Annotated in this window: 11 protein-coding genes; 7 read left to right on the forward strand and 4 right to left on the reverse strand. The window is 73.0% G+C overall.

Annotated elements, in window-relative coordinates:
* Positions 1 to 63 precede the first annotated feature (63 nt).
* Positions 64 to 2,841 (forward strand): AfsR/SARP family transcriptional regulator, encoded by a 2,778-nt coding sequence (locus tag HAV40_RS24345; RefSeq protein WP_166385053.1) that lies wholly within the window; start codon positions 64 to 66, stop codon positions 2,839 to 2,841.
* Positions 2,842 to 2,884: 43 nt separating this feature from the next.
* Here HAV40_RS24345 and HAV40_RS24350 read toward each other — a convergent pair whose 3' ends face one another.
* The 4 genes from HAV40_RS24350 to HAV40_RS24365 all read right to left on the reverse strand — a co-directional run bounded on the left by HAV40_RS24350 (position 2,885) and on the right by HAV40_RS24365 (position 8,660).
* Positions 2,885 to 3,484, reverse strand: a complete 600-nt coding sequence (locus HAV40_RS24350; protein ID WP_166385055.1) for a hypothetical protein — start codon at positions 3,482 to 3,484, stop codon at positions 2,885 to 2,887.
* Between the two features lie 124 nt (positions 3,485 to 3,608).
* On the reverse strand, positions 3,609 to 4,523 hold the full coding sequence (locus tag HAV40_RS24355) for a hypothetical protein (protein WP_166385057.1): 915 nt from the start codon (positions 4,521 to 4,523) through the stop codon (positions 3,609 to 3,611).
* A 177-nt stretch (positions 4,524 to 4,700) separates the two neighbouring features.
* Entirely contained in the window at positions 4,701 to 5,762 is a 1,062-nt protein-coding gene (locus HAV40_RS24360) for a uroporphyrinogen decarboxylase/cobalamine-independent methonine synthase family protein (RefSeq protein WP_166385059.1), read from the reverse strand.
* A gap of 156 nt (positions 5,763 to 5,918) precedes the next feature.
* Positions 5,919 to 8,660 (reverse strand): ATP-binding protein, encoded by a 2,742-nt coding sequence (locus tag HAV40_RS24365; RefSeq protein WP_239085728.1) that lies wholly within the window; start codon positions 8,658 to 8,660, stop codon positions 5,919 to 5,921.
* Positions 8,661 to 8,989: 329 nt separating this feature from the next.
* Between HAV40_RS24365 and HAV40_RS24370 the strand changes: the two genes are divergently transcribed.
* The 6 genes from HAV40_RS24370 (at position 8,990) to HAV40_RS24395 (ending at position 14,207) form a co-directional block, all read left to right on the forward strand.
* Positions 8,990 to 9,994 (forward strand): ABC transporter substrate-binding protein, encoded by a 1,005-nt coding sequence (locus tag HAV40_RS24370; protein WP_166385061.1) that lies wholly within the window; start codon positions 8,990 to 8,992, stop codon positions 9,992 to 9,994.
* A 10-nt stretch (positions 9,995 to 10,004) separates the two neighbouring features.
* Positions 10,005 to 11,033: a FecCD family ABC transporter permease gene (locus HAV40_RS24375; RefSeq protein ID WP_166385063.1), complete on the forward strand. Its 1,029-nt coding sequence runs from the start codon at positions 10,005 to 10,007 to the stop codon at positions 11,031 to 11,033.
* A gap of 1 nt (position 11,034) precedes the next feature.
* Positions 11,035 to 12,093 carry a FecCD family ABC transporter permease gene (locus HAV40_RS24380; protein ID WP_166385065.1) on the forward strand — a complete coding sequence of 353 codons (1,059 nt, stop codon included), beginning with the start codon at positions 11,035 to 11,037 and terminating at the stop codon, positions 12,091 to 12,093.
* Positions 12,090 to 12,866: an ABC transporter ATP-binding protein gene (locus HAV40_RS24385; RefSeq protein WP_166385067.1), complete on the forward strand. Its 777-nt coding sequence runs from the start codon at positions 12,090 to 12,092 to the stop codon at positions 12,864 to 12,866. Before HAV40_RS24380 ends, HAV40_RS24385 begins: the two co-directional genes overlap by 4 nt.
* A 109-nt stretch (positions 12,867 to 12,975) precedes the next feature.
* On the forward strand, positions 12,976 to 13,662 hold the full coding sequence (locus HAV40_RS24390; RefSeq protein ID WP_166385069.1) for a DUF998 domain-containing protein: 687 nt from the start codon (positions 12,976 to 12,978) through the stop codon (positions 13,660 to 13,662).
* A gap of 59 nt (positions 13,663 to 13,721) precedes the next feature.
* Positions 13,722 to 14,207 (forward strand): hypothetical protein, encoded by a 486-nt coding sequence (locus HAV40_RS24395; RefSeq protein ID WP_166385071.1) that lies wholly within the window; start codon positions 13,722 to 13,724, stop codon positions 14,205 to 14,207.
* Positions 14,208 to 14,209: the final 2 nt, after the last annotated feature.

Consider the following 14,209-nt stretch of genomic DNA (forward strand, 5'->3'; position numbering starts at 1 on the left):
AACATGTGGTTAATCTTTGTTCCCGCTGTATTCGCTGGTGAAAAGTTGCGGCCTGGGGGCTTGATGAGGTTTCGCGTACTCGGGCCGGTGGAGGTCAACGACGGGACGGCGTGGCTGTCGGCGGGTCCGGCCAAGGCGCGGGCCCTGCTGGCCGCGCTGCTGGTCGACGCCGACCGGATCGTCGGGGTCGACCAGCTCTCCGACCGGTTGTGGGGGCAGTCCCCGCCCCGCACGGCCGCCAACCAGATCCACGGCTACGTCGCCAGGCTGCGCCGCGCCCTGGCCGACGCCGACGGGCGGGTGCTGATGACCCGGCCGCCCGGCTACCGCCTCGCCGTCGCACCGGCCGATCTGGACGCCGACCTGTTCACCGCGGGTGCCGCGGCGGGCACGGCGGCGCTGCGCTCCGGTGACCCGGCGAGCGCGTCGACCCTGCTCACCCAGGCCCTCGCGCACTGGCGCGGCCGGGCGTACGCCGACGTGCCACCCGCCGCCGCGGTGGCCGCCGAGGCGGGTCGCCTGGAGGAGGAGCGGCTCGCCGCACTGGAGGCCCGCATCGACGCCGACCTGCTGTGCCACCGCCACCCCCAGCTCATCGGCGAGCTGACGCTGCTCGTCGAGGAGCACCCGTTCCGCGAACAGCTGTGGCACCACCAGATGCTGGCCCTGTACCGCTGCGGCAGGCAGGCCGACGCGCTCAACGCCTACCAGCGGCTGCGCACCCTGCTCGACGAGGAACTGGGGGTGGTTCCCAGCGCGCCGCTGCGCGAGCTGCACCAGCGGATCCTGTCCACCGACCCGGCCCTGGACGCGCCGTCGCCACCCGCGGTCGCGTTGGGGGCGGCTCCGCACCACCCGACGATCGTGCCACGGCAGCTGCCCGCCGCCTGCGGGGCGTTCGTCGGGCGGTCGGGGCAGCTGCGCGAACTCGACCTGCTCGCCGGGCGGCCGGGCGCGCTGGCGGTCATCAGCGGAACCGCCGGGGTCGGCAAGACCTCGCTGGCCGTGCACTGGGCCCACCGCAACGCCGACCGCTACCCCGACGGGCAGCTGTATGTGAACCTGCACGGGCACGATCCCGCGCGCGCCGCGACGAGCCCGGTCAGCGCGCTGCACGGACTCCTTGAGGCGCTGCTTCCCGCCGGTGAGCGCATACCCTTCGAGGAGCAGGCCAAAGCCGCCCTGTACCGCAGCCTCACCGTGGACCGGCGGCTGCTGGTCGTGCTCGACAACGCCCGTGACGCCGAGCAGGTGCGCCCGCTGCTGCCCGCGGCACCGGGCTGCCTCGTGATCGTCACCAGCCGGGACCAGATGCAGGGCCTGGTAGCGGGGGAGGCGGCGCACTCGCTGACCCTCGACGTCTTCTCCGCCGCCGACGCGCACCGGCTGCTCGTACACCGGCTGGGCCGGGACCGGATCGACGCCGAGCAGACCGCGGTGGACACGCTCATCGCCAGGTGTGCCGGGCTGCCGCTGGCGCTGGCGGTCGTCGTCGCACACGCGGCGACCTACCCCTCGTTCTCCCTCGCCGAGCTGGCCGCCGAACTCGACGGCGACGCCCGCCTGAACGCGCTCGACCGCGGCGACCTCGCCACCGACGTACGGGCCGCGTTCGCCTGCTCGATGCGCACCCTCAGCGAGGGCGCGGGCGAGCTGTTCCGCCGCCTGTCCCTGCATCCCGGCCCGGACATCTCCCTGGCGGCCGCCGCCGCGATCGCCGACGCGCCCCCGGCGGCGGCCCGTACGCTGCTCGACGAACTGACCCGCGCGCACCTCATCGAGCAGCACGCGCCGAGCCGCTTCACGTTCCACGACCTGCTGCGCGTCTACGCCCGCGAACTCCTGCACGAGCACGACACCCCGGCCGTGCGGCGCGCGGCCACGACCCGCTACCTCGACCACTACCTGGACACCGCGCTGCTCGGCGTCCGGCTGCTCGCGCCGAGGCGGCCCTGCCCGCTGCGGCGCGCGCCCGGCCGGCCCGAGGACCTGGCCGACGCGGCCAGGGCCCAGGCCTGGTTCGTCGTCGAGCACACCGTGCTGATGGCGGTGCAACAGGCGGCGGCCGTCGACGGCGCGGACACCCACACCTGGCAGCTCGCCTGGGCGCTGGCGACCTTCCAAGACCGGCAGGGGTTCTGGCACGACTGGATGGCAGCCCAGCAGCTCGGCGTTGCCGCCGCCGAGCACGGCGGCGACCCGGCCGCCCGCGCCCACAGCAGGCGGGGACTCGGCCGGGCGCTGGCCACCGTGGGCCGCCATGACGACGCGATCGGCTGCCTCGAACAGGCGCTCGCCCTCCTGCACGACGAGCCCGCCCAGGAAGGCCAGATCCACCTGGACATCGCGCTCGCCCTGGAGACGGCCGGGCGTTCGGCGGAGGCGCTGGCGCGCGCCGAGCAGAGCGTGCCGCTGTTCGAGCGGGCCGGCGGCGGCCATGCCCTGGGCATCGCGCTCAACTGCACGGGCTGGTATCACGCGCTGGCCGGCCACTACGACAGCTGCGTCGAGTACTGCCTGCGCGCGCTGGCGCTGCTGCACGACACCGACGACCGGCGCGGCCGCGCCGCGACCCACGACAGCCTCGGGTACGCGTACCAGCGGCTCGGCAGTTCCGGTCTCGCCGCCGACCACCTGCGGCGGGCAGTCGCGTTGTTCCAGGAGACCGGCGACCGGCACGGGACCGCCGACGCCCTCGACCACCTGGGCGAATGCCTGGCCGCGGCAGGGGACCAGGCACAGGCCGAGCACGCGTGGCAGCAGTCGCTGGCCATATTCGAGTTCCTGGACCATCCCGGCGCGGTGGAGATCCGCGGCAAACTCCTGGCGCTCGCCCGCTGAAGCCCCCGGCCGCGCCGGTCAGCACAGAAACCGGGCGACGGAGTCAGCGGCCCTCGCGTTCCAGTCGTTCCTGCCGCCGGGCGAGCACCGTGCCGAGGCTGACCTCGGTGGTCTGCCTCCGGTAGTGGTCGCGCGCGTCGGGCCGGAGCAGCTGCAGGCAGCCGAGGATCAGCAGGGCCAGCTCGGCGGCGGTCAGCGCGCTGCGTACGCCGGGATGCCAGGCCGGGATGAGGCCGAGTTCGGTCAGCGACCACCAGCGTTGCGTACCGTCGGCGGGGGCCGCGTAGTCGGGGTTGACGGTGACGCCGCAGGAGAGCACGAACAGCGCCACCGAACCGGCGATCCACACCAGATTGCGGGCCACTGCGTACGGGCGGCGGATGAGCAGGCCCACCACCCCGAAGACGACCACGAGCGCCCCGGCCACCCGAGCGTTCCACCACAGCCCCAACTCGATGGTGTCCACCACCAGTCGCGGATCGGCGACCTGCGCCGCGATGGGGGAGGCCAGGAAGCCGGGCGCCTCGTCAGCCAGCCGGGCCAGGCCGATCACCGTGACGATGACGTCGACCAGGGCCACCGTCGCCAGGGCGACCAGCAGGTACGAGGAGAGCCAGACGGGTCTGGGCAGAGGTTGCGCCATGGAGGTGCCTTCGCGTCGACGGGTGGCTGTGGACGCTAGCCACCCGTACGACGCTCAGCAACCGGATTCGGCGGCACCCCGTCAGGCCGCCGGCCCCGCCCGCCCCGGCGGCGGCGTCCGGTCGTCAGTCGGGCAGGCGGACCAGGCAGTACTCGGTGTTCGGCGTCGGCGGCGTGCTGAACCGGGCGTTGACCGCGTACAGGTGGCCGCCGAACGGTGCGATCGTCGAGGGGCAGTCGAGGTCGGCGTCACCGATCCGCGCCACCGGCGTCGCCCGCGACAGGTCGTGGCTCAGCCGGAACTTCGACACGCTGTCGCCACCGGGCCGTACGACGTAGAGCGTGTTGCCGCGCAGCAGCAGGCCGTCCGCACCCGCCACGGACGCGCGGCCGGTGTCGATCCGCTTGGCGGCGCGGGTCACCGGGTCGAACGCGTACAGGCGTCCGGCGGCGGCCTGCGCGATGATCAGGCAGCCGTTCCACGCCACGGCGACGCCCTTGTTGCACGCGCCGGCGTCACCGAGGCCACGCGGCAGGGCCAGGGTCCGCACGCCCTCGGAGCCGGGCAGTTGGCCGTGGCGGCCGAGGCCGACGCAGTACACCTTGCCCTGGTCGGCGTCGGTGAAGAAGACCTTCCCGGAGGTGGCGGCGACCCCGTGGACGTTGCCGCCGAGCGGATACATGGCCAGGCAGGTGCCCGACTCGTCGTAGACCGCGGCGCCGCCCATCGTGCCGCAGCCGGCCCAGATCCGGCAGGACGTGTCGAACGCCAGCCCGGTCGCCTGGCCGCCGGAACTGCCCGCGACCAGCGGCATGCCGCCACCGGTACGCAGGTCGACGCAGTGGATCGCGCCGTCGCCCAGTGAGCTGACGTATGCCTTCGTGCCGCTGCCGCGGGTGATGCCCTGGGGGCAGAACCCGTCCGGGAGGCCGATGACGGCCGGCGGGCGGGACGGGCGGTGGGCCTGTGCCGCCGATGCGCCGACGACGGCTCCGACGGGTGCGGCCAGTGCCGCGGCCAGCAGTGTGCGCCTGTGCATGGGAACTCCATCACTCGGGGGTGGGATGTGTCCCATTGGTAGCGTGTGCGGCGCGGCTGAAGTTGTTCCAGAATGCCCGTCCCGCGTCCGGGCTGGTCGGCACGTCGTGTCCACAGCCGACTGAGCTGTTTCGAAGAAGCCCGGTGGCGCCGCCCGAGGACGCCACCGGGCCCCTCATCAGACGCCCAGCGCCGCGGCGGCCAGCGCCGTCCCCTCCAGCCGAGCACGGACCTTGGCGAAGGCCGTCTCGCGCGACGTCGACGTGTCGTCGCCGAAGGGCGCGAAACCGCAGTCGTCGGTGGTGCCCAGCCGCTCGGTGCCCAGGTGCTCGGCGGCCCGCAGGACCCGGTCGCGGACCTGCTGCGCGGTCTCGACCACCGGGTGGATCGGGTCGGTCACGCCGACGAAGATCTGCTGGCCGTCGCGGGCGTGCTCACCGACGATCCGCAGCACCCGGTCGGGGTCGGCCTCGCTGGCGAGCTGCAGGAAGAACGCGCCCGCGTCCAGGGCGAACAGCCGCGGCAGCAGCAGCGCGTAGTCGACGTCGGCGCTGTGCGTGGAGTCCTGGTCGCCGCCGGGGCAGGTGTGCACGCCGATCCGGGCCCGCTCGGCGTCGTCGAACCGGGCCAGCACCCGGTTGTTGAGGTCGATGAACGAGTCGAGCACGCCGCCGGACGGGTCCAGCTTCAGGGCCAGCCGCCCCTCGGTGAAGTCGATCTGGACCCGGTGCGCCCCGCCGTCCAGCGCGCTGCGGATGTCGGCTTCGGCCTCGTCGACCAGGTCGGCGAGGAAACTGTCCCGGTCGTAGCCGTCGATGCCGTCCTGCGGGTAGAGCAGGCTCAGCGCCGAGGCGGCGATGACCGCCTGCTTGACCGGGACGGTGGCGTGCCGTTGCGCCGCCGTGAGGTAGGAGCCGGACCGGACGCCGTAGCGGAACGGCGCGGCGGTGAGGCGGGGCAGCTGGCGGGTGTGCCCGTCGGCGAAGGGGATGACCGCGCCGTCGGGGTCCAGTGCCAGGCCTGCCAGGGGGTAGGTGGCGAAGCTGGGTTTGCTCTGCTCGCCGTCGGTGACGACGGGCGATCCGAGTTCCTCCAGCCGCTTGACGGTGTCGCGGACGGCCGCGTCGTGCAGGTCCTGGAGTGCTTCCGACGAGATCCGGCCTGCGGCGTGCCCGGCCGCGGCGGCCTGCAGCTCGGCGGAGCGGGGGATGCTGCCGATGGGTTCGGTGGGGATGCTCATGCCGCGAGTCTAATGTGGATTGTCGTGAAGACTGGGGATATGAGATTGTTTGAGATGAATGTTGGGTTACGCGCCGGTGCGGCACGGGGTCGCCTGCCCACACAACGAACCGGACCCGGTCGCGTCACGGGCGCGGCGGGTCGGGGTTCGGCAGGGTCAGCGGGTGAGCGCGGAGGTGACCTCGGTGCGCGAGGTGACGCCGAGTTTGCGCAGGATGCTGGAGACGTGCACGGCCGCGGTCTTCGGCGAGATGTAGAGGCGGCGGGCCAGTTCGGCGTTGGTGAGGCCGTCGGCCACCAGCACGGCGACCTCGCGTTCGCGGGTGGTCAGCGCGGCGACGCCGGTGACCGTGTGACGGCCGTCGGCGGGAGCAAGGCCGAGCTGCGTACGCAACTGCGCGAGGTGTTCGACCCGCCAGCCGCCCCAGCGCCGCAGCAGCTCCCCGGCCCGCTCGACGCTGTCGGCGGCTTCGGGATCGCGGCCCAGGGCCAGCAGGCAGCGGGCGACGCCCAGGTGGGCGGTGCCGCGTACGGACAGGGCGAGCATGGGGGACTCGGCCACCGAGCGGTAGCCGTCCAGGGACGCCGTGCTCTGCCCGCAGACCTCGGCGAGCTGCGCCTCGACCAGGGCCCGCCAGTGGTCCCAGACCTGCCCGTCGAGCAGTTCCTCGGCGAGCTGCTTGAGCCGGGGCAGTGGCAGCCCGGCATGCAGTGCCGCGGACAGCAGGTCGTGGGCCTGCTCGCCGCTGCGCCACGGCTGGCGGCGCAGCCCTTCCAGCACCGGTGCGACCAGGGTCTCGGCGCGGTCGAGGTCGTCGCGGCGGCAGGCGAGGTGGAAGCCGAGGCAGTCGAGCACCATCGGGTCGACCTTCTCGATCCCGGCGAGGTCGGTCAGCAGGCGCTGCACCCGGTCGAGCGCGCCGGATTCCAGGCACAGCCCGGCGAGGAACACGGCGTGGTAGTCGGCGCGGCGGCCGGAGTACTGGTAGCCGCGGTCGCGGGAGCGGCCCTCGTCGAGCGCGCCGATCGCGGCCTGCAGGTCGCCTTCGCGCATGGCCAGGCGGGCGCGGCCCTGGAAGTACGCCGCGACGGCCAGCGACTCGAACCCGGCCCGCTCGGCGTCGCCGCGCATCCGTTCCAGCAGTTCGGCCTGCTCGGTCAGGGAGGCCGTCTGCGGCATGTTGACCAGCCGGTTCAGTGCCCGCGCGGCGAGCACCCACTCGCCCAGTTTCTCGGCCTCGTCGACGAGCCCGGACAGGATGGTCCGGCCTTCCTCGGAGCGGTCCGGGTAGCCCGACAGCACGGTGCCCTTCTCGACGAGGGCGGCGAGCCGGATCTGCGGCAGGTCGAACTGGGCGGCCAGGGCCAGCGCCCGGTCGGCCCAGTCGAGCGCGGCGTCGTCGTGGTCGCGCAGCATCGCCGACTGCGCGACGGCGGTCATCGCGCGTGCCTTGTCCGCGCCCGGCGGCAGCTGGGCGATGAGCCGTTCGATCTCGGCGGTGACGCGTTCCATCCACGGCTCGTCGTCGGCCTCCCAGGCGAGCCGGATGAGCAGGTAGAGCGCGTCGGCGCGGTCGGTCGGGCCGGTGGACAGGTCGCGCCAGCGCTGGGCGTATCCGGCGGTGTCGTCGAGCAGCCCGGCCAGCCATGCCGCGCGGGCGGCCGCTGACAGCAGGGTCAGGTCCTCGGGGTCCTCGGCCATGCCCATCTCGGCCAGCTGCAGTGCCTGGTACGCCGACCCGATGGCCAGGTACAGCACAGCTCCCCGGCGTGCGGCCGAGACCATGTCGGCGTACCGGCCGGCGGCCTGGGCGTGGTGGGCGATCAGGGCCGGGTCGGCGTCGCCGCCGTCGAGCAGCGCCTCCAGGGCGCTCTCGTGCAGGCGGCGGCGCTGGCGGCCGAGCATCTGCCCGGTGATGGCCTCGCGCACCAGCGCGTGCCGGAAGCTGAACTCGTCCTCGCCCGCCTCGACCAGCACCCCGCGTACGACCAGGTCGCGCAGGACGCCGATGAGCTCGTTCTCGCCCGCGCCGGTGACGGTCGCGAGCAGGTCGAACGGGGCCCGGCGGCCGAGCACCGCGGCGGCTTCGACGACCCGCTGCGCGTCGGCGTCGAGGCTGGCGACCTGGCGGCGCAGCACCTCGGCCAGGCTCCACGGCAGCGGCTGCTCGACCAGGGAGTCGAGGTCCTCGGGCTGGCACGAGCCGAGCAGTTCCTCCAGGAAGAACGGGTTGCCGCCGGTGCGGTGGTACAGCGCGGCGGCGGTGCGGTACGACACCGGTTTGCCGGTCACGGTGGCCAGCAGCGCCGCGGTCTCGGCCTCGGTCAGCCGCTCCAGGCGCAGGTGCGCGACGGCGTGGCGGCGCTCCATGCGCTCCAGCAGCGACGCGAGCGGGTGGCGGCTGCTGACCTCGTCGGGCCGGTACGTGCCGATGAGCAGGCGGGGGCCGTCGGCATCGGCCAGGCGCTCGAACAGCGCGGCGCTCTCGGAGTCGGCCCAGTGCAGGTCCTCGAACACGATCACCGACGGATCGCTGCCGACCAGGTCGGCGACGAGGTCGAGGCCGGTGTGCAGGCGCTCGACGGGGCTGCGGCGGGCGTCGGTCAGCGCGGTGACCTGGTCCGGGTCGACGCGGGTGCCGTCGGTGCCGTCGAGCGCGTCGAGCAGCAGCTCGTACGGCCGGGCCAGGGAGTCGGGTTCGGCCTGGCCGACGAGGACCACGGCCTGCTCGGGCAGGGTGGGCAGCAGCTCGCGGACGAGCCTGGTCTTGCCGATGCCGGGTTCGCCGCCGACGAACACCACCGCCGGGCGGCGTGACGCCACCAGCTGCGTCAGCTGACGCAGCTCGCGGTCCCGCCCGACCATCGTCGAGCTCGCCCCACCTCGCTGACTTCCCACGCGCGACACACTACCGGCGCAGACGGACAGGCCCGCGGGCCTTTTCGGGCTCCCGGACCTGTGTGCTCGCTCTCATCGGCCACACGCTGACAGGCGGCCGACGAGGCCGCGACAGGGCGGCTTCGTCCATGACGTCTCGTGTCGCATCGGCGGCGGTAAATAGCCCCTTCTCGCGCCCGGGACATCGGAGTATCGCTTTCGGAGGGTGCGGGAAACGGGCTTTCCCATGGCTAGTGACCTGGGTCACCTGTTGCCTTCCCTGATATTGCAGGAACGGTAAGCCTTACCTAAGTTTAGGCAGCCCTTCCTCAGTCAGAACGGATTCCCCCATGCGCATCTGGCGCCCGATCGTCGCCGCGGCGGTGCTGAGCCTGACGCTCGCCGCCTGTGGCTCGACCGACACCCCGGCCGCGACCCCCACCTCGGCCGGCCCCTGGCAGTTCACCAACGGCAACGGCGAGGTCGTCAAGGCCGACAAGACCCCGACCCGCATCATCGCCCACGCCGGTGAGGCCGCCGCGCTGATGTCCTTCGGCATCAAGCCCGTCGGCGTCTACGCCGACGAGTCGGTCAAGACCGACCCCAACCTCAAGGACCTCGACCTCACCGGTATCGAGATCCTCGGCGAGGAGTGGGGCAAGATCGACGTCGAGAAGGCCGCCTCGCTGCGCCCCGACCTGATCGTCGGCGACTGGTGGCCCGCCGAGAAGGCCCACAGCGGCCTCGAAGAGGGCGTCGACGAGAAGAGCAAGAAGCTCAAGGAGCTGGCCCCGGTCGTCGGCGTGTCCCAGGGCAAGTCGATCGTCGACCTCGCCGAGGGCTACGAGAAGCTGGCCGTGAGCCTCGGCGCCAAGGTGGACGCCCCCGAGATCGCCGCGTCGAAGAAGAAGTTCAGCGACGCCGTCGAGGCGTTCAAGACCGCCGTCGCGAGCAAGCCGAACCTGACCGTGCTGGCCATGTCCCCGGCCGACGACAAGGTCTACGTCGCCAACCCGGAGTACGCCCCGGAGCTGCTGGACTTCCAGAAGTGGGGTTTGAAGGTCGTCAACCCCGACAAGCCCGACCCCGGTTTCCCGTACTGGGAGAACCTGAGCTGGGAGAACGCCGACAAGTACCAGCCCGACCTGATCCTGTGGGACGGCCGCTCCTACACTGCCACCGCCAACGCCGAGTGGGGCAAGAAGCAGCCGACGTGGTTCGCCATCAAGGCCGCCAAGGCCGGCGCCGTCGCCTCCTGGCCCGCGTACTGGCTGCACACCTACGGCCACTTCGCCGCCGAGCTGGACAAGCTCACCACGGCGATCAAGGCCGCGGGCGAGAACGTCGGCAGCTGATCCACCGCACATGAGCAGCTCAACAGTACGAGCGCGGCGAGCTCTGGCCCTCGGGCCCGGGCTCGCCGCGCTCGGCGCGATCCTCGCCCTGGTCGCCTTCGCCAGCATCACCCTCGGCTCGCGTGACATCGGCCTGTCCGATGTGCTGCGCGCCCTGTTCGGGCTCGACGGCGACGGCTCCATCGAGCACACCGTCACCGTCGACATGCGCGTGCCGCGCACCCTGCTGGGCATCGGAGTCGGCGCGGGACTGGGCGTGGCCGGGGCGGTCCTGCAGGGCGTCACCCGTAACCCGCTCGCCGACACCGGCATCATGGGCGTCAACTCCGGCGCGGCCGCCTTCGTGGTCCTGGCCATCACCGTGCTCGGCGTACGCGGCGTCGGCGTCTACATCTGGTTCGCGTTCGCCGGGGCGATCCTGGCGACCCTGCTGGTGTACGCCATCGCCTCACTGGGCCGCGAAGGCGCGACGCCGGTCAAGCTCGCGCTGGCCGGGGCGGCCGTGACGGCGGGCATGGGCTCGCTGACCACCGGCATCGTCATGACCAACGTGGACGCCCTCAACGAGCTGCGGTTCTGGCAGGTCGGGTCACTCGCCGGACGGTACGCCCCGATCCTGTCCGGGGTAGCGCCGTTCCTGATCGTCGGCCTGGTCGCCTCGCTGGCCTGCGGGCGGGCGCTCAACGGCCTGGCCCTGGGCGAGGACACCGCGCGCGGCCTGGGTCAGCGCGTCGGCCTGACCCGTGCCGCCGCGTTCGCGATCGTCGCCGTGCTCGCCGGAGCCGCGACCGCCGCCTGCGGGCCCATCGTCTTCGTCGGCCTGATCGTGCCGCACCTGGCCCGGTTCATCTGCGGACCCGACTACCGCTGGATCCTGCCGTACTCGATGCTGCTGTCGCCGATCGTGCTGCTGCTCGCCGACATCGTCGGCCGGGTCGTCGCCCGCCCCGGCGAGCTGCAGGTCGGTGTCGTGCTCGGCGTGCTGGGCGCGCCCGTGTTCATCGGCATCGTCCGCTACGGCAGGTTGTCGGAGGCCTGAAATGACAGCTACCGCGACCCGCACCAGCCCCGCCACCGCGGCCACCCTGCGGGCCACCCGCCGCCACCGCGCCGTGCGCGCGTTCACCGCGACGACCGGCCTCGCCGCCGCCGTGGCCGCGCTGTTCGTGCTCACCATGATGGTCGGCAGCTTCCGCCTCACCGCCACCGAGGTCGTCACGTCAGTGCTGCACCTGGCCGACAACCCCAGCGTCGACTTCGTGGTACGCGGCCTGCGCCTGCCGACCGCCCTGTCGGCGCTGACCGTCGGCCTGGCCCTCGGTGCGTCCGGCACCGTGTTCCAGCAGCTGCTGCGCAACCCGCTCGCGTCACCGGACTTCGTCGGCATCACCTCCGGCGCGAGCCTGGCCGCCGTCAGCGGCATCGTGCTGTTCCAGGTCGGCGGCCTGGCCGTCTGCCTGCTGGCCCTGGGCGGAGCGATCTGCGCGGCCCTGGTCATGTACGTGCTGGCCTGGCGCGACGGCGTCAGCGGCTACCGGTTCATCCTCATCGGCATCGGCGTCGCCGTGTTCTTCGAAGGCCTCACCGGCTACATGCTGATCAAGGCCGAGCTGTTCGAGGCGCGGCAGGCGATGCACTGGCTGACCGGCTCGGTCGGCCAGGCCAGCGACGACGAGCTGAGACTGCTCGGCGGCGCGCTGGTCGTGCTGCTGCCGCTGGCCGTGCTCCTGTCGCGCAAGCTGCGCGTGCTCGAACTCGGCGACGACACCGCCCGCGCGCTCGGTTCCCGCGTCGAGCTGATCCGCGCCGCGCTGCTGGCCACGGCCGTGCTGCTCGTCGCGCTCGCGGTCGCGGTCGCCGGGCCGATCGTGTTCGTCGCGCTGGTCGCCGGGCCGATCGCCAACCGCCTGCTCGGCCCCGCCACCGGCGGCATCGTCGCGGCGTCCCTGGTCGGCGCGATGCTGCTGCTCATCGCCGACCTGGTCGCCGTGCACCTGCTGCCGACCCCGCTGCCGACCGGCGTGGTCACCGGCGCGGTCGGCGCACCGTACCTGCTGTGGCTGCTGGCCACGACCAACCGGAGAGGAGCAGGCGGATGAGCCGACTGCGCGCCGAAGGCCTCACCCTCGGCTACGACGCCGACCCGATCATCCGCGACCTCGACGTCACCGTGCTCGACGGCAAGGTCACCGCGATCGTCGGCGCGAACGCCTGCGGCAAGTCCACGCTGCTGCGCGGCCTGGCCCGGCTGCTGCGCTCGCGCGAGGGCAACGTCCTGCTCGACGGCAAGGCCATGGCCGACCTGAGCACCCTGCAGGTCGCGAAGGTGCTCGGGCTGCTGCCGCAGAGCCCGCTCGCCCCCGACGGCATCACCGTCGCCGACCTGGTCTCCCGTGGCCGCTACCCGCACCAGGGCTGGTTCCGCACCTGGAACGACCGCGACCATGACGCGGTCGCCCGCGCGCTCGACGCCACCGGCACCGCGGACCTGGTCGACCGGCCGCTGCGGGCGCTGTCCGGCGGCCAGCGCCAGCGGGTCTGGATCGCGATGGCCCTGGCCCAGGACACCGACCTGCTGCTGCTCGACGAGCCGACGACCTACCTGGACATCAACCACCAGGTGGAGCTGCTCCGGCTGCTGCGCGACCTGAACGGCCGCAGCGGCAAGACGATCGTCGCGGTGCTGCACGACATCAACCTGGCCAGCCGGTACTGCGACCACATCATCGCGATGTCCGGCGGCGCGATCGTCGCCGAGGGCCCGCCCGGCGAGGTCATCACGGCCGAGCTGATCGCGAAGGTGTTCGGCCTGGCCTGCGTGATCGTGCCCGATCCGGTGGCGGGCACGCCGATCATCGTCCCGGCCGCGTAGGCACCGTGCGGGCCGCCCGCGACGGGGGGCCGACCCACCCGGTGCCGTGACGTGGCGCACGATCGACCGCGGCGAGGTGTGCCCGGCCCGGCCCCGGGTAGGGTGGATCATGACCTCGGACAGATCACGGCAGGCGGCGGCGATCGTCGCCATCGGTGCGGTCGTGGGCACCGCCGCCGTGGTGTACGCGCTCGGCGTGCTGCCGGAGCCGTGGACGCGGGGCTACATCAGTGAGGGCGGTGTCGCCACCAGCCCGCGCGACGGCCTCTACCGGCTCGGCATCCTGGCCCTGGCCGGATCACTGGCCCTGCTCGGGGTGGCGCTGCGGCGGCTGGTGCCGTTCGTCTTCGCGATGCTGGTCACCGCCGGGGTCTTCGGCGGCGTCTCCTCGGCGGTCTCGTGTACGCCCGGCTGCCCGCTGCCGCCCTACGAACCCTCCACGCCGACGGATCTGGTGCACGCCGGGGCGAGCGTGGTCGCCGTGGGACTGGCGGTGCTGGCGATGGGCGTGGTGGCCCTGATCTCGCTGCAGTCGGTGCTGCGTACCAGTGCGCGGTGGTTCTTCGCGGTGACCCTGCCGCTGGCCCTGGTGCTGGTCTACGGCCTGCTCGCGATCGGCCGGGGCACGTTCACCAGCGTGCTGGAACGGGTCGCGCTCGTGCCGGTGGTGGCCTGGGTCGTGGTCACCGGCGTGCTGCTCTGCCGCCTGCCCGCTCCCAGCAGGGCGGACACACCGCGCTGGACGGCCGACAGCCGGGCGGGCCGGGACGTCCAAGATCGGGCTACGGCCGGATAGCCGACAGACGGCGGCGACCCCCTCGCGACAGATCACCGGTCTGCTGCACTATGTCGACCGTGGACATTCTTGGACCCGTGCTCGGATTCCTCGGCGGCGCGCTGGCCGTCGGGCTCGGCTTCCTGCAGTGGCGGCGCACCGAGCGCAACCGGCGCACCCGCGAGCTGAGCCAGCGCAGCGCGGCCGCCATCGAAGAGCTGCAGACGCGCCTGCGGCAGCTGCAGATCCTGTCGCGGGGCGGGGCGATCTCAGCGGAGGCGCTGGGGGAGCAGACCAGGCACCTCAACATCTTCCTGATCGAGAAGCGCAGCGTGCTGGACGCGGAGATCGAGACCGCGGCCCGCGACTACCTCGCCGCACTCGCCGACATCCACCGGGAGATCGCCACAGCGGCGACCGCCACCCAGGAGGACTGGGCCAATACGGCGGCCCGCCCGCAGAGCGAGACCGAGGCGCTGCGCGGCGCCGTCGAACGGATGGAGGCGGCCGAGACCGCCCTGACCGGCCGCCTGCACCGGGCCTGGGAGAACACGCCCGCTGCCTGATC

The organism is Catellatospora methionotrophica, from assembly GCF_011297335.1.
GTDB lineage: Bacteria > Actinomycetota > Actinomycetes > Mycobacteriales > Micromonosporaceae > Catellatospora > Catellatospora methionotrophica.